Origin of the sequence: Clostridium sp. BJN0013 (assembly GCF_040939125.1) — a bacterium.
Lineage (GTDB): Bacteria > Bacillota > Clostridia > Clostridiales > Clostridiaceae > Clostridium_B.
In genome coordinates this window covers 3,023,867-3,043,925 of sequence record NZ_CP162495.1, presented here as the reverse complement: position 1 = coordinate 3,043,925, position 20,059 = coordinate 3,023,867, and the positions used below count along the sequence as shown (strand labels likewise).

The 20,059-nt window shown below is 29.1% G+C and carries 25 protein-coding genes and 3 pseudogenes; 16 read left to right on the top strand and 12 right to left on the bottom strand.

Annotated features, from left to right (window positions below; genetic code table 11):
• Positions 1 to 128: 128 nt before the first annotated feature.
• Complete coding sequence (locus AB3K27_RS15695; protein ID WP_368488329.1) at positions 129 to 341, top strand: hypothetical protein; 213 nt, start codon at positions 129 to 131, stop codon at positions 339 to 341.
• Positions 342 to 352: 11 nt separating this feature from the next.
• On the top strand, positions 353 to 916 hold the full coding sequence (locus tag AB3K27_RS15690; RefSeq protein WP_368488328.1) for a hypothetical protein: 564 nt from the start codon (positions 353 to 355) through the stop codon (positions 914 to 916).
• 194 nt (positions 917 to 1,110) lie between these two features.
• On the opposite strand, the gene AB3K27_RS15685 is transcribed toward AB3K27_RS15690, so the two are convergent.
• On the bottom strand, positions 1,111 to 1,281 hold the full coding sequence (locus AB3K27_RS15685; RefSeq protein WP_368488327.1) for a Spo0E family sporulation regulatory protein-aspartic acid phosphatase: 171 nt from the start codon (positions 1,279 to 1,281) through the stop codon (positions 1,111 to 1,113).
• Between the two features lie 627 nt (positions 1,282 to 1,908).
• On the opposite strand from AB3K27_RS15685, the gene AB3K27_RS15680 reads away from it, so the two are divergent.
• Positions 1,909 to 2,172: a hypothetical protein gene (locus tag AB3K27_RS15680; RefSeq protein WP_368488326.1), complete on the top strand. Its 264-nt coding sequence runs from the start codon at positions 1,909 to 1,911 to the stop codon at positions 2,170 to 2,172.
• Positions 2,173 to 2,873: 701 nt separating this feature from the next.
• Positions 2,874 to 3,053 (top strand): small, acid-soluble spore protein, alpha/beta type, encoded by a 180-nt coding sequence (locus tag AB3K27_RS15675; RefSeq protein ID WP_368488325.1) that lies wholly within the window; start codon positions 2,874 to 2,876, stop codon positions 3,051 to 3,053.
• Positions 3,054 to 3,163: 110 nt separating this feature from the next.
• Here the strand turns inward: AB3K27_RS15675 and AB3K27_RS15670 are convergent, their stop codons facing one another.
• Positions 3,164 to 3,343 (bottom strand): hypothetical protein, encoded by a 180-nt coding sequence (locus AB3K27_RS15670; RefSeq protein WP_368488324.1) that lies wholly within the window; start codon positions 3,341 to 3,343, stop codon positions 3,164 to 3,166.
• A gap of 481 nt (positions 3,344 to 3,824) precedes the next feature.
• On the opposite strand from AB3K27_RS15670, the gene AB3K27_RS15665 reads away from it, so the two are divergent.
• Entirely contained in the window at positions 3,825 to 4,829 is a 1,005-nt protein-coding gene (locus AB3K27_RS15665; RefSeq protein ID WP_368488323.1) for a DUF3231 family protein, read from the top strand.
• A 291-nt stretch (positions 4,830 to 5,120) separates the two neighbouring features.
• The gene (locus AB3K27_RS15660) at positions 5,121 to 5,342 is read left to right on the top strand and encodes a hypothetical protein (RefSeq protein ID WP_368488322.1); all 222 of its coding nucleotides are present in this window, start codon (positions 5,121 to 5,123) and stop codon (positions 5,340 to 5,342) included.
• Positions 5,343 to 5,666: 324 nt separating this feature from the next.
• Here AB3K27_RS15660 and AB3K27_RS15655 read toward each other — a convergent pair whose 3' ends face one another.
• On the bottom strand, positions 5,667 to 5,954 hold the full coding sequence (locus tag AB3K27_RS15655; RefSeq protein WP_368488321.1) for a hypothetical protein: 288 nt from the start codon (positions 5,952 to 5,954) through the stop codon (positions 5,667 to 5,669).
• A 239-nt stretch (positions 5,955 to 6,193) separates the two neighbouring features.
• Here AB3K27_RS15655 and AB3K27_RS15650 point away from each other — a divergent pair, with 239 nt between their 5' ends.
• Complete coding sequence (locus tag AB3K27_RS15650) at positions 6,194 to 6,361, top strand: hypothetical protein (protein WP_368488320.1); 168 nt, start codon at positions 6,194 to 6,196, stop codon at positions 6,359 to 6,361.
• Between the two features lie 54 nt (positions 6,362 to 6,415).
• Here the strand turns inward: AB3K27_RS15650 and AB3K27_RS15645 are convergent, their stop codons facing one another.
• Complete coding sequence (locus tag AB3K27_RS15645) at positions 6,416 to 7,288, bottom strand: glycerophosphodiester phosphodiesterase family protein (RefSeq protein WP_368488319.1); 873 nt, start codon at positions 7,286 to 7,288, stop codon at positions 6,416 to 6,418.
• 270 nt (positions 7,289 to 7,558) lie between these two features.
• Here AB3K27_RS15645 and AB3K27_RS15640 point away from each other — a divergent pair.
• Positions 7,559 to 7,855: pseudogene (locus AB3K27_RS15640) on the top strand (polysaccharide deacetylase family protein); the annotation flags it as partial.
• A 391-nt stretch (positions 7,856 to 8,246) separates the two neighbouring features.
• Entirely contained in the window at positions 8,247 to 9,521 is a 1,275-nt protein-coding gene (locus AB3K27_RS15635; RefSeq protein WP_368488318.1) for a cytochrome P450, read from the top strand.
• A gap of 486 nt (positions 9,522 to 10,007) precedes the next feature.
• Here the strand turns inward: AB3K27_RS15635 and AB3K27_RS15630 are convergent, their stop codons facing one another.
• The 3 genes and pseudogenes from AB3K27_RS15630 to AB3K27_RS15620 form a co-directional block, all read right to left on the bottom strand.
• Entirely contained in the window at positions 10,008 to 10,109 is a 102-nt protein-coding gene (locus AB3K27_RS15630; protein ID WP_368491260.1) for a hypothetical protein, read from the bottom strand.
• A gap of 98 nt (positions 10,110 to 10,207) precedes the next feature.
• A complete protein-coding gene (locus AB3K27_RS15625) occupies positions 10,208 to 10,480 on the bottom strand; it encodes a hypothetical protein (protein ID WP_368488317.1) in 273 nt (90 codons plus the stop codon).
• Positions 10,481 to 10,563: 83 nt separating this feature from the next.
• Positions 10,564 to 11,333, bottom strand: a pseudogene (locus AB3K27_RS15620) (IS5 family transposase).
• A 460-nt stretch (positions 11,334 to 11,793) separates the two neighbouring features.
• Between AB3K27_RS15620 and AB3K27_RS15615 the strand changes: the two are divergent.
• Both AB3K27_RS15615 and AB3K27_RS15610 read left to right on the top strand, forming a co-directional pair.
• Positions 11,794 to 13,002, top strand: a complete 1,209-nt coding sequence (locus tag AB3K27_RS15615; protein ID WP_368488316.1) for a hypothetical protein — start codon at positions 11,794 to 11,796, stop codon at positions 13,000 to 13,002.
• 252 nt (positions 13,003 to 13,254) lie between these two features.
• Complete coding sequence (locus AB3K27_RS15610) at positions 13,255 to 13,428, top strand: C1 family peptidase (RefSeq protein ID WP_368491259.1); 174 nt, start codon at positions 13,255 to 13,257, stop codon at positions 13,426 to 13,428.
• On the opposite strand, the gene AB3K27_RS15605 is transcribed toward AB3K27_RS15610, so the two are convergent.
• The 4 genes and pseudogenes from AB3K27_RS15605 to AB3K27_RS15590 form a co-directional block, all read right to left on the bottom strand.
• Positions 13,423 to 13,743, bottom strand: a complete 321-nt coding sequence (locus AB3K27_RS15605) for a DUF3892 domain-containing protein (RefSeq protein ID WP_368488315.1) — start codon at positions 13,741 to 13,743, stop codon at positions 13,423 to 13,425. The genes AB3K27_RS15610 and AB3K27_RS15605 overlap by 6 nt on opposite strands.
• Before the next feature lie 586 nt (positions 13,744 to 14,329).
• Positions 14,330 to 15,707, bottom strand: a pseudogene (locus tag AB3K27_RS15600) (transposase).
• 310 nt (positions 15,708 to 16,017) lie between these two features.
• Positions 16,018 to 16,215 (bottom strand): small, acid-soluble spore protein, alpha/beta type, encoded by a 198-nt coding sequence (locus AB3K27_RS15595; RefSeq protein ID WP_368488314.1) that lies wholly within the window; start codon positions 16,213 to 16,215, stop codon positions 16,018 to 16,020.
• Between the two features lie 577 nt (positions 16,216 to 16,792).
• Positions 16,793 to 16,978 (bottom strand): hypothetical protein, encoded by a 186-nt coding sequence (locus AB3K27_RS15590; RefSeq protein ID WP_368488313.1) that lies wholly within the window; start codon positions 16,976 to 16,978, stop codon positions 16,793 to 16,795.
• A gap of 172 nt (positions 16,979 to 17,150) precedes the next feature.
• Between AB3K27_RS15590 and AB3K27_RS15585 the strand changes: the two genes are divergently transcribed.
• The 5 genes from AB3K27_RS15585 to AB3K27_RS15565 all read left to right on the top strand — a co-directional run bounded on the left by AB3K27_RS15585 (position 17,151) and on the right by AB3K27_RS15565 (position 19,625).
• On the top strand, positions 17,151 to 17,315 hold the full coding sequence (locus tag AB3K27_RS15585) for a hypothetical protein (RefSeq protein ID WP_368488312.1): 165 nt from the start codon (positions 17,151 to 17,153) through the stop codon (positions 17,313 to 17,315).
• 64 nt (positions 17,316 to 17,379) lie between these two features.
• Positions 17,380 to 17,943: a cyclase family protein gene (locus AB3K27_RS15580; protein WP_368488311.1), complete on the top strand. Its 564-nt coding sequence runs from the start codon at positions 17,380 to 17,382 to the stop codon at positions 17,941 to 17,943.
• 602 nt (positions 17,944 to 18,545) lie between these two features.
• Positions 18,546 to 18,962, top strand: a complete 417-nt coding sequence (locus AB3K27_RS15575) for an acyl-CoA thioesterase (RefSeq protein WP_368488310.1) — start codon at positions 18,546 to 18,548, stop codon at positions 18,960 to 18,962.
• 167 nt (positions 18,963 to 19,129) lie between these two features.
• Positions 19,130 to 19,330 carry a hypothetical protein gene (locus AB3K27_RS15570; RefSeq protein WP_368488309.1) on the top strand — a complete coding sequence of 67 codons (201 nt, stop codon included), beginning with the start codon at positions 19,130 to 19,132 and terminating at the stop codon, positions 19,328 to 19,330.
• 130 nt (positions 19,331 to 19,460) lie between these two features.
• Positions 19,461 to 19,625: a hypothetical protein gene (locus AB3K27_RS15565; protein WP_368488308.1), complete on the top strand. Its 165-nt coding sequence runs from the start codon at positions 19,461 to 19,463 to the stop codon at positions 19,623 to 19,625.
• 219 nt (positions 19,626 to 19,844) lie between these two features.
• Here the strand turns inward: AB3K27_RS15565 and AB3K27_RS15560 are convergent, their stop codons facing one another.
• Entirely contained in the window at positions 19,845 to 20,027 is a 183-nt protein-coding gene (locus AB3K27_RS15560; protein ID WP_368488307.1) for an alpha/beta-type small acid-soluble spore protein, read from the bottom strand.
• Positions 20,028 to 20,059: the final 32 nt, after the last annotated feature.

Genomic DNA, 20,059 nt, shown 5'->3' with positions numbered 1-20,059 from the left:
TTTTTCTTATGACTCATATGATATAATCTGATATCAAATTGCAAAAAGGAAATTATAATTTCACAAGTTTATGTAATAACTTTAAATACCTAGGTTGATTAAAGTCAAAGTATAAATATATAATAGAAATGAGGGAGAAAAGGTTAAAAAAAGATGGTAAAACTGTAAACTCAGGAAAATTTAAACAAAAAGTTAGAGGCAGAACAGCATATAAAGAAGATGGTGGGTGGACTATAGAAAAAGATACAGCAGGGCACGGTGATAGTAAGTGGAAGCTAAAAAAGCCTAATGGAGATAGAGTAGCGTCCCTTGGCGAAGATGGAACTATTTTAAGGAAATAAGGAGATTATTAATGAAAATAGAACGTATATTTACAGATAAAGAAATAGAACCTTTTTTAGATGAATTAGAAAGTTTAATTAATAAATATGAATATTTTTTGATAGACATATTCCCTAAGAAGATATTAGATGCAGATAAGTTTAGCCAATATGAAATAGTATATGATTCTCTTATTGATGATAAAAATCAAAGTAGTTTTCTTGTAAATGAAAATAAATTTATTAATTTGTTGAAAAAAATATGGTTATATAACAAAACAAAGGCATTTGTATTTGAATGTAACTGCGAAAATTTATTTAAAAATTCTGATGATATAAAATATTTTAAATCAATAAAAGATAGTGAAAATGAAACAAAATTAATAAATAATGTTTATGAATTAGAGTTATTAATAAAATTAGGAATGAGAGAAAAATTATATAGCATATTAGTTTTTGAAGATATGGAAATCATTTGCTGGCTAGGGAATGGCCTAAATTGTTCTTTGTATTCTAATAAAGAAGGATCTATGGGATTAATGGAAAAAATGGCAACTACAGAAGGACTTTATTTATATAAGTGTAACAATAACTAAACTTGCGTTCATGGTTTCAATTTTAAATTTCTTAATAATTATCATATTTAAATTTCTTAATAATTATCATAGTATGTATAAAAATAAAGCCTATTGAAGATTTTTTTGGTAGGCTTGTTTTTGTTATTACGTAAAAGGTATGTTATAGAACTAAAAAGAGCATAGAAATTAATCTATGCTCTGTTAACTCATAATTATATTTTTAAACTCCTAATGGCACTTGCGTATTCATTTAAAATTAAATCTAACTTTTGACTTTCCTTAATTATTTCAGGACTAGATAAATCTTCGCTTTGATTCATTTCCTGTTCAAGTAACTCTCGTTGTCTTTCTAATTTTTTTAGTATTAACTTGATTTTTTTCATAAAAACATTCATCTCCTTTTTAAGGTTAATAAAATGCTATTTTAATAGAAATATAAATACTAAATATTTGTGTACTTAATTATATATTCGATTGATTTATGTAAATATTTATGTCTGAAACCATTTACATGTCTTATAAAATCATATATTATATACTTACAAGGTTAATTGCCTTAATTAATTTTTTACAACCAATATAATTTAATTTTTTTCAGATTCACACTCCAAATAGTATGATTGAATAATGATCATACTATTTTTTTGACAGTGCGTATCTTGATATTGCGTGGTGTAAAATTGCTCCTAGGCTTTACTCTTTGTGAAATTAATGTATAATAATAATAAATATCATATAAAATTATTAATAAGGAGGTGTAAAATATATGAAAAAAATGTATTGTATACAATTGGATACGGTTATATCCAATTCAATTTAGATATTTAAAACCAGAACAAAAATTTCAAAAATATACTTGGATTGAAGTAGATGTAAAGGAAAATACAACTGATAAAAGAGCTGAAAGCTATAAGGCGAATGGCGATACGATAAAAATAATAAGAAAGCTGGATTCTGTCAAAGATTTAGAAGAAAGGGAAAAATATATTTTACCATTACTTAAAAATAGTATGAGTGAAGTTGAAAACATGTATAAAAAAGATAATGTTTCACTTGCATTGATAAGACCTTCAAAAGTATATGATCTAGTTATTAAGCCTACAAATAAAGATTGGACCCCAAAGCAGCAAGCTATTATAAATCAAACGTCATTATTTGATAACGATTTGAATGTGCTTGAGAAAATACCTTGGAATTTTTCATTTGAATTTAGATGCGGAGGATCATGTTGTAAAAATAGGAGGTATAAGATGATTCTTCTGGAGAACAAATGAAATTTATTTAATTAAAAGAACATTATAGACATGCTTTATCAAATATTTATTTTAAATGATTTTGTCAGTGGTTATAAAATATTTTTATTTATTAGACATCTTTTTAATCTTATGCAAATAGGATTGTATACAATTAAGATGAAAGCATATCCCAGGGCTTTTATAGATTAAAACTATTTGGTGAGATAATTATTTTTATGGTATTAAGCATTGTCCGAGTTACCATATTTTATGCTTGGTTCCTAATTATATTGATATTTTCATAAACCCTGTTATAATAATAATTGGATGAAATTTTAGACTACCTATAAGGAATTGAAACTTCAATTAATACACCTTCTTTTGAAATTCATATCAGATTTTAGACTACCTATAAGGAAAATACAAAAAGCTGACCAAAGGTCAGCTAAAAATTTGAAAGGAATAACTATAATAATAGTATGCTCAAATTTAATTAAAATACAAGGTATTTTTTAAATAAAAATTTTTATAATAAAAGCTCCGGCAATGCCAGGGTTTTTACCAGTTAGAACAATAATGAGTGATTTTAAAGTATTCTTATGACATTAAGCATTATACTCAACTCCAAACATTTTATATTTATTTTTCAAAAATTCATTTAATTACCTAGAGTATTTTTTATAGAATTGTACAAACTTTAAATGTAGCATTAAAAATTGCTCTAGAAAGAGGTGTTTGTTATGGCACGTAACAATAGTAATTTAGTAGCACCAGGAGCTAAAGTAGCTAAGTTCAAGAGAGAACCAGATAAAGAAATTGGAATAGATTCAAAGGAAATCTATAATGGAGAGCTAACTACCAGAAAAGCTGGAACAGTAGGCGGTAATAAAAATGCTAAGGCTTATGAGCTGAAACAGTAGATGGTAATAAAATGGCTAGGGCTTATGAGAAAGACTTAAAATAATAAAGTAATGAGAAGCCTGTACCTTAAGGGGTGCAGGCTTTAACTAAAACAAGAGAGCTACAGCCCTCAAATCTTTTTCCACGTATCATAGAACCATTCCATATTCTTTCTTCCAAATTGTCTTGCAATTTCTTCTTTCACTCTTTCATCATATATGTTTAGATCATAGCTCGGAGTATATATAGCTGCTAACTCAAATACCTTCTCATATAACAGATCGAAAAGCTCATCGTTGAACGTGTCCATACCCTTGTTATCTTACTAATCTACCGTTGCTATCGCGGCCAATTACAGCCATAATTCTATAGTATTGAGAACTGTTTATTTCAATATTAGTTTTCCTTGCCATATTAAAATTCCCCCTAAGTCTATTGTTAAAATAAATTATTCGAGGTTTCAGCAGCATGAATTATAAGTGTGTCTTAAACAATGGAATTTACGATATGGTATGTTTGCTTTTTTAAAAGACTTTTATAAATTTGAAGTAGATTTTTGCGTATATAACTTTACTAGTAGCTGTTGTAAATACAAAATTATTATCAGTTACGGACTTTTCTTTCTGCTGCTGTAATTTGTATGTTTTTAGTATTGAAATCAATTCTGAAGGGATGGCTATAGTCCTAACACTATTTTGTGATCTAGTGCTTAGAATGAAATAATTTAGTATTTAATAAAAATATTTGGGAATATTAATTTTAATAATTATTTTATATTGGAGGTTATATAAATGGGAAACACCACAAAAATACCATTAGTTTCATCAGAAATATCAGGTATTTGGAACTCTTATATGGGTGAAAATTTAGTTGCGCACATAATTAAATATTTTTCTAACAGAGTTGATGATGATGAAATTTGTGATATTTTACAACATGTCTTAAATTTATCTAATCAGCGTATTGAATTATTAACTGATTTATTTAATCAGGAGGAACTACCTTTACCAGAAGGTCTTACAGATAGCGATGTCGATGTAAATGCTCCACGTTTATTTACTGACACTCTCTACTTGCAGTATGTAGCATATGAGGCAAGAGCAGCAGTACGTAGTTATAGTGTGATTTTAAGTCGTATAACACGTTCTGATATTAGAAATTACTTCTCAAAATGTATTCAAGAAAGTGCTGAAGTTTATAACAGAACGGCAGAGCTGGGCTTATCAAAGGGTATTTTTGTTAAAGCACCCCAGGTAGAAGTGCCTAAAGAAGTTGAATATGTAAAAAATAAAAGTTTTATTTTAGATAAGTTTGGAAAAAAGAGACCATTGCTTACCAGTGAAATAACTGACATTGTTTCCATCACGAATGATACTGTGATAAGAAAAGCTTTACTAGTTGGTTTCAATCAAGTATGTAAAAGTAAAGAAGTTTCTAATTATATATCAAGAGTTATAACTCTTGCAATTAAACAAAATGATGGTTTCAATTCATTCTTAATAGATGAAGGTATTCCAATTGGAAGTTCTTCAGATTCATATGTAACTGACTCAACAATTTCACCATTTTCAGATAAACTTATGTTAAGCAAAATTTTTATAATGTATAGGTTAAAGATAGGTAGTATAGGTATAGCATTGGGAAATATAATGAGAAGTGACTTGAAGGCTACCTACAGGAAATATCTAGATGAAGCTATGGAGTATTCTAAAGATGGTATAGATATCATGATTGATAATGAATGGTTTGAACAGCCTCCACAGGCAATAAACCATGAAAATTTGGTAGAAATTTGATATTGATGGTAACTCATACGAATTCTCCCTTAAGATTATACCTCTAGCCTCGAGGTTAAATGAGGCTTCCAATGCGGGAAACCATAAATAAAAATTATACTATAGTATATATCCAGAAGGTAGGCACTGTTAAAATAGTGCCTATTTTCATTTTGTTCATAAAATAATGAAATTTGTTATAGATAGTTAATAAATATGACATTAAATTGTAATAAATACTATATATAATTATAAGTGTCCTAAGGAAATAGTCTTAGAGGAAATGAAAAATAACTATTTGAAAGGGTGAGTATGATGTATGATTTTCCGAATGCTACTGTAGTTTATAGTACAAATAAATTAGAAGATTTAGAAAGTAAAATAGAAGAAATTGAATTTGAACATAAAAGACTAAATGGAAACTGTGAAGTTGAAGTAATACCCAAACCTGATCCTCGATTGATTACATTTGATGGATATACAAATATTCAATTTCAACTTTCTATATATATCAGACATTTAAGCGTTAATTAAAAATAAATTTAAAAATCATTTAAGTAATGGTGATTACCAAACTGGTGTCTGTAGTTGCAGGGCACGATAAATTGAAATGCAACTGCCAGAAGCTGATATATTAAATTAATCTCCTTTTAAAATAATATTGTTGAAAATAAGCACTCATCAATTTAGGGTGCTTATTTTTTATCTGAGATTATTGACAGAGCTAGTAGCATCATAATATTATGAACATGATATTATAGATATTTCTCGGTATAATCAGAGAGAAATAGAATAGGTATCTCTTATTTTTTATAATAATTAGATTAAGTATATTTATAAAGTGTAAAATATTTTTTATTACCAATACCAGTCATCATAGAAAAATATTAATGGCCAAAGAGGGAATCCACGTCTATGCCCTCTACGTCTTCTACGTCTTCTACGACGTCTTTGTCTATATCCAGGATTGAAGTCATAATCAAAATTTTCATCAAAGTCTTCATCATAAGGATTTACATCCGTATATTTATCTTGAATTGGTCTAGTATAAGGCATTGAGCAGTATGGGCAATACATGGGAGCTTCAAAGTTATAAGAATTTTCAACTTTTTCATTGGAGTTGTCATTAGAATCATTGATACTCATAGGTACCTCCGTAAATTTGTTTACAATGCCATATTATGAGTAAAGTATCAAATCTGTGAATGAGAGTTAAGAATCATTAGAAGGTGTATAAATATTAAAGTTAGAGCATATATATAAATATAAGTGTAACTAAACTCCAGATAGTTACTTGCTATGAGTATATCTGTTTAACATATCTCCTTTTTACACTAATATTTAAATTTCAGATATACTCTTTTTATGTAAAAGAGAAATAGGTGATGGATATAAAGATAAGAGAAATCCTGAAAGAAAAACTTAACCAAGATAAAAAATTAAATAAAGATAAACCAAGGATAGGTGGATACCTCTCCTTTTCTGATATTGAAAGATTAATGCGACATGATTGTTATAGGAGGGTCAAAGGTGCTGTTAGGAGGGTGAGGTGAGAAAGATGAATGAAATAAAGACTGTTGCCATTAAACTTGTTGTTATCTCACCAGCTAATATAGGGGATATCTACCTTTAAGTATAGTAAAATTTCTTATGTTTATTAGTAGTTTAGGATTGTCAGTTATTATACCATCAACACCTAAATTAATTAACTTATGCATAGAAGTTTCATTGTTAACTGTCCAAACATATATTTTTTTATTAGAATTATGGATGTTTTCAACTAAATTTTTTGTTACTAAATTTTCTTTTATACTATAAAAATTTACATTCATTAAATATAAATTAATACAAGGATTGGTTGTTATATAACTTGTATTAATATTGGGATCTAATTTTTTTATATTAGTTAGAATAGTATAATTTGAAGATTGAATAATACAGTGGTTAATTAAATTGTTTTCTTTAATAATGTGAATAACTTTATTCGTTAAACCAATAGTGTCACCATAAGGCTTAATATGTATGATTAGATTAAGTTTTCCTTTACTATATTTTACTACTTGTTCTAGAGTGGGAATATTTTCAGATATATGACCTGTAAGATTTAACGCTCCTGTATTTAATTTTTTAATTTCACTATAATTTAGTTGATTAATTTTTTTATTTAAGCCTGTTGTACTTTTTAAAGTTTTATCATGCATTAATATTACTACTCCATCTTTTGTTTCCTGAACATCAATTTCAGCATAATTTACTTTACAGTTTACAGAATCTTTAATGCCATCCATAGAATTTTCATGTTGATATATAAAACATTTAGCTCTATGAGAAATAACCTTTATTTTCTTAAGATTCAAGATATCATTTATTTTACTTGGGTAATTTTGAAAAATAATTGTGCTGGGTTTTGATGAAGCATATAAAAATATAGACAGAGTGCTTAAGATTAGTAAAAAGCTTCTATGAACAGATTTATTCATTTTAATTTTAACACTACTCCTATCATATGATTTAATAATTTATTGTTCAATATCTCGTAAAAACTTCTATAGAATATATAGTTAGAGGTTTAGTATAAAATTATGTCAAGAATATATTGCTAGCTATTATATTAAATTTTTTGTTAACAATAATTTAATGTATGCTTATATAAAAATTTAATTATTTTAGAAGGCGTGTAAATTGAAAATTGGAAAACATTATTCTATAGTTTGTTTGATATTTTTAAACATTTTTTGATAACCATTTGTATAGGTTTTCAATACAATAATAGATTGAGTGTTAAAGCAGCATCAAATACAGAGCATGATGAAAAAGTAATATATTTAACTTTTAATGACGGGGCAAGTATAATAACAGATAAAATTCTTGATATATTAAAAGCCAATAATGTAAAGGCAACATTTTTTTTAATAGGGAATCAAATCGAAGAAAATAAATCAACTGTAAAAAGAATATATGATGAAGGACACGAGATAGGGCTTCACACTTGCAGTCATAAAATTAAGAAAATATATTCTAGCCAGGATGCTTTTATAAAAGAAATGAATAATACACAATGAGTGACATTAAAGAACCAATATAAGTGTTCTTATGAGCATTATTATTATACCCAATTTACCATATTTTATATTTATCTACATTCCTTCACAACCTGTAGATCCATGTAATTCCTCAAAATTCCAATATTTCAGTTATAGCTACAAAGAATGAGGAAACCTTGCTGTATTTATATTGTGAATAATTTTTAGGTATAGTGGAAAAGTATAATATTAAGAAAATGTTTGGAAATGTGGAGACTTTAATAAATAAAGAACAAGAATATCACTTTTTTTATTTTTATTGAGAGGGATTATTCTTATATCTAAAAAGGGTATATTCCAATACCTAAGGTATATTTTAATTTCACAGCTGGGATAGAAAGGAGAAGATATATGCATGCCAGTAAACGAATTAATCGCACATGATAAAGGCCTTGACAACACTTTCAATCTACTGAAAGAGGGCTATTTGTTTATAAAAAACAGGATCGACCAGTATCAGTCTGACTTGTTTGAAACTCACTTACTAGGACAAAAAGTAATTTGCATGACCGGAGAAGAAGCAGCAAAGGTGTTTTACGATCCAGGACGGTTTCAACGAAATGGTGCAGCGCCCAAGCGAGTACAAAAAACATTATTTGGCGAGAATGGAATCCAGACTATGGACGGAGAAACGCACACTCATCGTAAGAATCTCTTTAAGTCGCTGACTACCTCACTGTATCAAAGGCATCTGGCTGAACTCACATTGGAGAAGTGGCAAGCTTCTGTTGACAAATGGGAAGATACGGAGAAGGTTGTACTCTTTGATGAAGCAAAGGAAATCTTATGTCAGGCAGCATGCCAGTGGGCTGGGGTTCCACTGCTGAAATCTGAAGTAAAGGATAGAGCGGAGGACTTTGGTGCAATGGTTGATGCTTTCGGAGCGGTTGGACTGAGACATTGGAAAGGCAGAAGAGCAAGAAATAGGACTGAAGATTGGATAAAAGGTATTATAGAGGATGTCCGAGGTGGTAAGATAAAGGCCGAAGAGGGTTCAGCACTTTATGCCATGGCTTTTCACAGGGAACTTGATGGCAGTCAAATGAACAACCAAATGGCTGCCGTAGAACTTATTAACATACTGCGACCAATTGTTGCTATTTCAACCTACATTACTTTTGCAGCTTTAGCACTACATGAGCATCCAGAGTGTAAAGAAAAGCTAATTTCAGATGACAACAACTATTTTGAAATGTTTATACAGGAAGTTCGTCGCTTTTACCCCTTTACACCTTTTCTTGGTGCAAGAGTTCGAAAAAATTTTATTTGGAATGAATACGAATTTAACGAGGGAATGCTTGTGTTGCTTGACATATACGGTACGAATCACGATCCATGTATATGGAAGAATCCTGATGAATTCCACCCAGAGAGATTTAAGGAATGGAAGGGTAGTTTGTTTGATTTTATACCACAAGGTGGAGGTGACCCTGCCAAGACACACCGATGCCCAGGTGAGGGTATCACCATTGAAATTATGAAAACCAGCCTGAATTTCCTTATCAATAGAATTGAATTTGAAGTTCCAGAGCAAGATTTAAGCTATAGTTTGGTAAGAATACCGACATTTCCTGAAAGTGGATTTGTTATGACCAATATTAAAAGAAAAATTCAAACTATGGATAAATAAATTTAATGATTGATAATTTGGGTAGCACAAGCTAGACTGGTTATAGTAAGCTAATGACATAAAAATTTACACTTGTGACGCAAATTAAGAAAGATGTAGCAAAGAGGGGATATTAAAATTCCCCTCTTTATATTTTATAAAACATATTAAGCGATTAAACTAACACTTATATTTTTCTTTTATGTTCTTTATATATTCTTCTATCTCTTGAGCAGCTGCAGGAGGCAGATTATTATTTTCATGACCACAATATTTACATGTGTTGTCATTGTGCTTATAATAGCGATAGCATATTAAATCTTTTACGTATATACCACATCTTGGTTGAATTCCATCTATCGGAATGTCGTCAAAATCTTTTCCACTTTTTATTTCACCTGTCTTAATTAATAAATTTATCTGGTCTTCTATTTTTTTATCTCAATATTTATTTTTTAATATTTTACGCCATTTTTACACCATAATTTTTTATATCGCTTAATATATCTATAGATTTTCCTTTTCTCTTTTTAAAACATGAGTATAAATATTGACAGTTATTTCGATGCTGCTATGTCCTAAAAGCATTGATACAGTTTTTAAAGGTATATTATTTTTAAATTGTTTAGTGGTATAGGTGTGCCTTAGAGCATGAAATTTTTTATGAGATATAATTTACTTTAGTTCTAATTCTAGGGATGCTTCCTCTATGCGAATTTTGTCAAGAAAAAAATAATTCTATCTATGTTAGGTTGAAAATGTTGAGAAGTGTTTTGTTTCTTTAGATATTCTTCATAAATAGAATTATCAAAGGTTTCATTTGAAATTAATGAAATGGCAGTATCAAGTTGAGAAATACAATTATTAATATAATCATGGCGATTCAAGCATATAGGCATCATATTGGAAACTGTTAATGAATTTTGAAATCTGTTTTTCTCATTTGAACGGAAATTTGTAAATTTAAAGTGATAGCGCATAAGGTCTTGTAGTTCTCTTATAACCTTTGGAGGAATAAAATTTCTTTTAACTAGGGTGTGTCTGAAAACAATGCAACAATAAATTACTTAGATAAAATAAAAATAGCAGCAATATAAACAAAAGCAAGGAAAGAATCAGCAAGCTTGTCATAACGAGTTGCAATTCTTCTAAAATGTTTGATTTTGTTAAAGAAACATTCAACTAAATGACGTTCCTTGTACAGCCACCAGTCACAATTCCATGGTTCTCTTACATTTGATTTTGGTGGAATAGTATATGAGGATTTCTTTGAAGTAATATATTCTCTAATTTCATTTGTGCCATATGCCTTATCTGCCAGGATATTGCTGCCTTCTATATCAACGTTGGAAAGAACATCTACGGCCTGTGTACTGTCGTGTAGATTGCCAGATGATAATTGAAAATGGATTGGATTGCCAAGTCCATCAACAACTGCATGAATTTTTGTTGTATGTCCGCCGCGACTCAGTCCAATATGCTGTTTTGTTTCGCTGTTTACAGCCCCTTTTTAGCACCAGCACTGTGCTGGTGGGCTTTTATACATGTTGAATCAATGCTTAAATTTTCATAATCTGCATCTGAGGTTAACTCTTTAAAAATTGTTAATAAAGTACCATCGTTACGCCACTTACAAAAACGACTGTATACAGTTTTCCATGAACCGAAGCGTTCTGGTAAATCACGCCATGCTGCACCACTTCTTGCAATCCATAGTATGGCATTAAATATAAGTCGGTTGTCTTTTGGAGGTCGTCCTGTTTTTGCTATTGGAATTAAGTTTTTTATTTGATCCCATTGTTCATCTGATATTTCATAACGCTTCTGTGACATATTTGCACCCTCCGAGTTTTTTATCTTATTTTACCTAAAACTCGCTTCTTTCGCAATATTTGGTTTTCAGACACACCCTAATACATGCTTGTGTAGGTCTGCAAGCCATAGAGAACCCCTTTTATCAGTTTTTTGCCGGGAATGTTTTTAACGTACTTTGGGTTAGCTAGAGTAATATTGCAGGTTTTAACATTTATATCACCTACAAATCAAAATAAAGTACACAGATGTTGACTGAATATTCATACTTTTAAACGGTCTTTGCTTAAACAAAGATTAACTTACGTGCTCATTAGCACACTTATTTGTGCTTAAAAGAGTAATCGGCACATATTATTATGCGGATTACAGTTAAGTGTAATCACCTTACCCCGCCGTGCTCTGTAATACACCTATATACTTATTTAGATCATTTACATCAAATGATTATGTTAAACACTCTTTCATTAATTTTTGTGCCTTGAGCACAGCGAAAGGAATGGTAGTTATTATGAAAAATATTAAAAAATTGATGGCGTTAATTCTTGCAACGATGATATCCCTTTTAGTATTTACTGGGTGTTCAAATAATGGTACAACTCTATATAATGCAATTAATAAAACCCAGAAAATACAATCTGATATTACATTAAATATTTCTACAGATAATCTATCGATGCAGGAGCAACAAGTGATGCAAACAATAATACCGTTGGTTAATGCTTCTAAACTTAGTGTAGTGACGTATACAAATCAAGATGAAAACAATGCAGTATCTCAGATGAAAAGTGATATTAAATTTACAGAACCTACGTCGTTTGATATGAGTCTTTGGACAAATATGGATACTACTAAAGATAAACCGGTAGTAAGTGAAATATTCAAGATGCCGGATGTTCTTACTAAGCAATTACCAAATGAATTTAAAGGCAAAGATTATATGGTTATGGATTATAATGATATGGGTAATGTTCAAGAGGCATCTCAGGTTGATTATAAAAAGCTTGCAGAGTTCAGTAAAGAATTTCAACCTAAGTTTCTTCAATTTATGGCTAATTATGCTAAACAGTTTAATCCCAAATTTAATATTATAAGCAAAATAGGCACTAAAAATATAAATGATTCAACTAGTACTCAGTCCGTAAGTATATATCAAGTGAAGTTAGATGATAAGACGTTTAAAGATTTGATACATTATACCCTTAATAATTTTGCGGAGAATAGAGATGCGATAGCATTCTTAAAAGATTATATGACTAATCTTAATTCAATTATGGGATTATCAGAAAATCAAGAAGATCTTAATAAAACTTTTGATGAAATGCCTGAGATGATTGCACAATTAAATAAGAAATTAGCTACATTGGATAATGTAAAGATTCTTGGTGATAAGGGTATTACAATTCAATATACTGTAAGTCATGATGGATATGTTGTAAATGAAACTGGAAATGCAGAATTTGTTATTAATCTACCTGAATTAAGTAAATTAAGTCAGGATAATGTATCTCCACAGCAACAAAATAGTCAGAAGCCAACAGGAATTTATACAATTGATTTGAATTTTAATAATAGATACTATGCTATTAATGGGTACAACCCTATAACATTTCCTGCTCTAACTGAATATAATTCATTCAACTACATTGATTTGCTAAAAATAATTTCAAAACAGTCAAATAGTAAATAGTAAAATTGTCTGAAATTTATTTTACAAAACTCGTTGATTTTGTTAATAGAGGCTTGAATTTTAAAAAAAATTCTTGCCTCATTTTTAGTTGTAACTTTTTTCCAGACGAAAGTATAACGGTTGGCATTAGCCTCTATTTTGGCACCATCTACAAATAAATTCTCAAAATTTAATTCTCCAATTTTGTTTAAATGTCTTACAAACTGATAAAACAAATCTTCTATTGCATTTGGCAGATAGTATTTTCTAAATCTGAAGATAGTACTATGGTCAGATAATGAGCATCAAGTTATTATGCGTAATTCTTGGGGAGAAAATTGGGGAGATAAAGGATATTTTTATATTCCATATCAATACTTTACTGCTCCTAATGATTATGTTACAGAATATTTTCTATCTTTAATTAACTATATACTTTTATTATAATTCCCATATATCATATGGAATTAACGGTAAGCTTTCTAAATCGCTTCCTCGATTAGTATCTGGCTTTGTAGTTATAAATTCCTTTAATATAATTTCTGATCCTCTTTTCCATTTGTTATAACCAGTACTAACTAGTGTTATATATTTATCACCATTTTTTATATTTTGTATAACTTCTTCTATTTGTTGATCCTGGAAGTTATCACTAAATTTTTTTCCTTCTATTATTTCACAAACTCTAACTTTTGTAATATGTGCATCACCTTTAGTACAATTATAATTTTCATATTCTACTTTAATAATTCCATATTCCATACTATCATCTCCTCTCATTACACCATTATATCATTTCTACAAAAACAGCCAATAGCCTCTAACTATAATTTCTTATAATTTGACTTGTTTTTAACTTTTGTTCTTTTCTGGATTTATCTGAATGCAGCAATTAACTAACACCCTTAGCTTCTTCAAGGTGGGGGATGAGCACTGCTACGTTTCTTTATAAGTTATTCTGAGATTCAGGTAGAAAAAAGCTCCTCATTATTTCAATCTTTAAAGAAATAACGATTTAGATTAAAAATGAGAATAATCTAACTATATGATGGAGGCAAAGATGATATTATAATAGACTTAAATGTAAAAGATTAATATTAGGCAATTGCGAAACTCACTGATAAAAATGAATTGAGGAGTAGGGGGAATTTCAAAAAAGATAATTAGAAGATTAAAGGTGATTTTCCTGATTTGTAATGGCTAAATAGAAAAAAAGGGTGCAAGAAATAGAACCATGATTAATTCTAAAATTTAAAAATAGCTGATATTTATGCAATTAATGGTTTTAGACTTCTGATATATTCATGCTTGTGTATTTTATTGGCTATAACAACTGTTATTAGCTGGGTTATGCCTGAAAGAAGTAAGTCAGCATGAAGAGTTTTTTCATTTTGTGTTCTACGGTTTGCAATGCAATAGCTGTTTTTAAAATGTCCAATGCTTTTTTCAACAGTAGAACGAATTTTATAAGTATAATTCCAATCTTGGGAACCACGAGTTGTTCCTGGGTATGCACGCAAATTTTTTTCTGGATAAATGTAGAACATTCTGCCACAAGATGATTTAGTACAAGGATCTTCACAAAGAGTTTTTCGTTTACTCTTTTTCGTTTCTTTATTATAAATCCATTTCATTTTAGGGCAAACGAATTTCATTGTTGGAATTTCTGAGCGTAAGTGTGATTTGCTGCCTTCTTGCTTCATGGGTAGTGAATGATCATGAGGGCAGCATGGAATACCATCTTCATTCAAAGGACAATCGGATTCTTCTGGTGCAAGCTTAGTTTTTAGTGGAATATATGCTTTTTCAAACTTTAGTTCTTGAAAAAGATATTGATAAATTTCAATACTATCAAAAGCAGCGTCACCTAAAAAAGTTTTAGGATTTATCAAAGGATGTTTTTCAAAAAAATCCTTAAGGACAGGTATAAGTGCTTTAGAATCAGCAAGGGACTTATCTTCATCAGGAGAATTGGATTTTTTCTCAACAACGATATCTGGATGAGTTTTAAGGAAATCTTGGTTGTAAAATGAAATATCTCTCACAATACCAAGGCCGTTGGTTACAATGCCAAATTTAAAAGCGTAACAAAAATGACCGTTAATGTACATCTGCTGGATGGCTGGATTAGCTGCAGCATGAGAAGGCATAGCCCTGTAAGCAGCTTTATAAGGGTCATAAGAATCATCCAGACCATGTGTCTTCTTAAAAGCTTTAAGTTGTTTTATGATGCGGTTAGCATATTTAGGGTTGTTTTCAGTGACGAAAGCTTCAATACCAGAAGTATCAAAGATAGTCATAGAAGCAAGGTTCTTATCAATTTGTTGACATATTGGCTCAGTAATATTAACAAGATTATGGAACATTGATTGTAAGTCCAAAATAAAATCTTGTCTAAAGCGTGTGAATTTAGAAGCATCAGGAACTTTGGTGAAACCGCAAAAATCCCTCAACTCTTTTGAATATTTAAGAAAAATAATCAAAAGGGAATCTGTAGGAATAGAAAAAATACGCTGCAAAATCAAAGCACGAAGCATGGCATAAAGTGTATATTTACGAGGTCTTCCAGTAGAAGCATAAAAATGATTTATAAAAGAAACTGGAACTAAATCATCCAGATCAATAGTATCTTCAAGTAAAGAAAGAAACTGGGGCTTGTTGTTTTCAAATTTTTCTTTGCAATCAGAAAAAACTTCTGCCAAAGAAAGCTGTTTATATGGTATCATAAGTATATAACTCCTTTCTGAGGTATATGGTGATTTTGTTTCTTGGCAATTCAATTTTACCATAAATCAGTGAGGAGTTATTCTATTTTACAACAAAAAATATACCGCATTTATGCGGGTTATAGCGTTTCGCAAACCCTATAAGATTAATATGTTAGAAAGGAGTTTTAGAGAATGTAGTTCATTGGAAAAATAAAGCTTAGAGTAATGCAAAAACTGTTCTAAGCTTTATTTTCTTAAGTTCTTATCTATAGGGAGTATCTTTGTTTCTAGAAAGAAGATATTTAAAGAGTCTATTATAATTAATTTACTATAGTTTTTGCTCATAATCCTTAACTATTTTTTTAATCATGTTCCCACCTATACTTCCCCCTTTCTTTCCAGCTTCTTTTGAAGTCAAATCTGCAATATATTTTTTGTTTAAATTAATTCCTAATTGATCTGCTGTTTCCATTTTAAGTTTATCCAATTTTCCCTTTGCTTCTGGAACTAATGGTTTATTTGACATAGAAAACACCCCTTTTATAGTATTAATTACTTAATATAATTAAAGTTTATACATCGTAGCAAGAATTATACTAGGAAATAAGAGGAGTATTATGAGTAGTGACTTTAGATATTAATATATGGGATATATTATTTTAGTGGAAATATTATATAAAAATAATTTTATATTTAGTGTTTAAAAAAATGAAAACTTTAATTTAGTTTTTAGATAGAAAACAAACTCTAATTAAAATGTAAAAAGCTCTGGTAAATCCCAGAGCTCTCTCATTGTGAATTATGGTAAAATTATTGAGTGAGATATTAAAGGACTAACGTAGGTATTTATATGAGCATTAATATTATACCCAATTCAGCTTATTTTTATATTTATTTTCCAAATATCCATTTAATCATCTAGAGTATTTCTTATTAATATTTATCATATTTTGTAGTAAAATGAATATGATGAAGTAAATATTATCAAGATGTATATATAATTGCATTGAGCAACTTAATTGAGAAAAATAAGGTAAAATAAATCGATAAAATGAAAAGAATACTGTTCTTGAATAATAAGTTCAAGAACAGTTAATGTCCGATTAACGTCTATGTCTGTGATGATGATCTGATTCTGATGTTCTTTGAGTATGGTCGCTATCAGCTAGAGATTTATTAAATATTTTTGAAAGAATTTCAGAAAATTGTTCTTTAGTTAAATCAGAAACTTTTTCAAAATCATAGGAGTCCAGTACAGAATCTACGATTTTATCAGTCCTAGAAGACATAACATAACCACCTTTCATAAGTAATAGTATAACTCTATAAAAATATGCTAATAGCTTTAAAAATATACTATAAAGTAGCAAATAGATGAAAGCTTTAACAAGTGATTTTTAGATTCAAGCGGAGTTTGTGTCATAAGGTTAAAAGATAGTGCATATGGTGAATAAAGAGATAATGAAAATCGATATTCTTATACTTTCTATAATTGAAAAACAAGATATTTATGGTTATGAGATAGCTAAATGTATTAGAGAAAAAAGCGAAGATTTATATTATGAAATTAAATACCATGTGATACTTTTAAAAAATGAATATTTAAATAATGAAAAAACAAGATAAAAAATATAATCATGTACAATGTATAGTTTTTTATATAAGATTATTTATTAAAGGAGAAAGATAAATGTTTATAGATATTACACTTAAAATCACACCAAAGATGGTTAAAGACGCACAAGGCAATGAAAAGAAAGCATTAATGGGACACTTGGGTACACATTTTGATGTGATGAACAAAGAATTCCCATTAGAATATGTGGAACGTAAAGGAATCGTCTTTGATGTGAGTAGAATAACAGATAGAGATATTGATGAAAATGATATAGATTTAGACAGAGTGGAAATGAATATGTTTGTTGCTTTTTACACTGGATTCATTGAAGCAGAAGGCTATGGGGGAAAGAAGTATTTTACAGAGCATCCGCAATTGTCCAATGGACTTATAGATGCGTTGCTTGCAAAGAAAATATCTATTATTGGTGTGGATTTTGCAGGAATTAGACAAGGAAATGAACATACACCAAAGGACCAATATTGTGCTGACCGACGAGTATTTGTCATTGAAAATCTTTGTAATCTAAAAACACTTCTTAATGAGCAGACTAATATAAATCTTATAGCCAATACTTATCCTGTGAATTATGCAGAAATGACTGGACTGCCTTGTAGAGTGGTAGCAAAACTTTAGTGTTATGAATATAATCTTCATTTATAGTTAATTTACAAAGTTTGTAAAATTCCACCGTATTTGTATGTTGTAAAACAAAGATATTAGAAATTAAAGTGAAATTGAGATATTGCCAATATGTAATATAATATTTATAGTTAGAATATTAGGAGGATATATAAGACACTTAGTTGATAATTGGGTGTCTTTTTATATATTTCATATTATTCATAAATAGTTAATTAATATGACATTAAGTTGTAACAAATACCATATATAATTATAAATGTCCTAAGGAAATAACCTTAGAGGAAATGAAAATAATATGTGTTTACATATATAAGAAAAGTAATGGTAATTACCAAACTGGTGTCTATAGTTGCAGGGCACTTTAAACTTAAGTGCAACTACCAGAATGTAGTATATTAAATATAATAAAGTAATATCGATTTGCAATTAGTCTCCTTAAAATGATATTGCTAGAAATAAGTACCTGTTATTTAGGGTACTTGTTTTTTGTATTTGAAATATGATTTTTCTAAATATTTGAAATAAATATTACTTATTTATATAATAAAATAAGCATATGATTAATAAGGTATTACATAAAGGAGGATATGAGAATGTCAATAAGAGCCATGTTAGTTGAAAGGGAAATTGAGATAAAAGCATATGACATTGATGTAATAGGTATTGTAAGTAATATAGTCTATGTCAGATGGTTTGAGGATTTACGTCACTCTTTCTTAGATAAGTATTATCCGTATGAGGAAATGATTCAATCAAAAAAATCACCTATTCTTGTAAAAACAGAAATTGAATACAAGGCTCCTCTTACAATATATGATAAACCATTAGGTAAATGTTGGGTGACAAGTATGGGAAGAAGTAGATGGGAAATGGGTTTTGAGATATATTCAGGGGAAACTATAAATTGTTTGGGAAAGCAATTAGGATGTTTCTTTGATTTAGAGAAGAAAAAACTTACTCGAGTACCACAAAATATAGTTCTCCAATATAATAGAGAAGTTATAGGATAGAGGCTATATATTAGATTAGTATTAGAAAAGAAGGAGATTACAATGAGTGTCTCTTTTTCCTAATCAGACTGAAAAAAAGATATTCAATCCCAAAATAAAAATTTAAAATGTCGTGTGAGCATAATATAATAAATATGGATATGTAAAATATGGAAAGGGTGTAGTTGTTGGATAAAGAACTTAAAGACATACTTACAAAATTGATAAGAGATCAGGATAAAATTACAAGTGAAATTATCGGTCTTAAAGATGAAATCAACAGTCTTAGCAGCAAAGTAAATAATCTTCCGGAAGGGCAAAACAGTCTTAAAGTTGAAATAAATAGACTTAATGATGGGGTAGGTAATTTATCAGGGGGTACAAAATAATTTCACAAGTGAAGTTGAAAAGAATTTAACCAAGCTTGAGAATATTGAGAAAAAAATTGTTATAATATCAGAAGTACAAATAGCACATAAAGAGCAAGATATAAGAGGATTTGAAGATGTTAACAAGTCCATGAAAGATAAATATGATTTAATATTATCATTGTTAAGCGATATCTCCAAAGATGTTAAAGAACTGAGAAAGGGCCAAAATGAAATAAAAGAAGATCTTAAAAAAGTTAAAGTTGTTACTGGCAATAACTGTATTGAAATTGAATATTTAAAAACAATTAAATAACTAAAGTATATAGGCACTTACTAAATAAATCGGTAAGTGCTTTTATTATGCTCTAAAAAGTAGAGAGAAATTTGTCAATTAAGTGATCCTTGTGTTCAAGAACAGTAGTTGGCCATATAATTGGGTTTTAAGAAAGTGGGCAAAAACTAGATTGGAGGTTTAGAGGAAAATGAAAAATGCTAGGTGTGTATCCTAGCATTATTTTAAATTTATAGAAATTTATTTTAAATTTTTTTCATAACTTTCAACCATTTTTTTTACCATTTGACCACCAATAGAAAAAAGTTGTTTTTCTGAATTATGATTTTTGTTATATCTAGCTAGATCTTCTGCTGCTTCAATTTTTAATTTTTCGAGACCTTGTCGTGCTTCTGGTACTAATATTCTATTTTTTCTGGACAAAAGTATCATCTCCTTCCTAGATTAGTTTATGT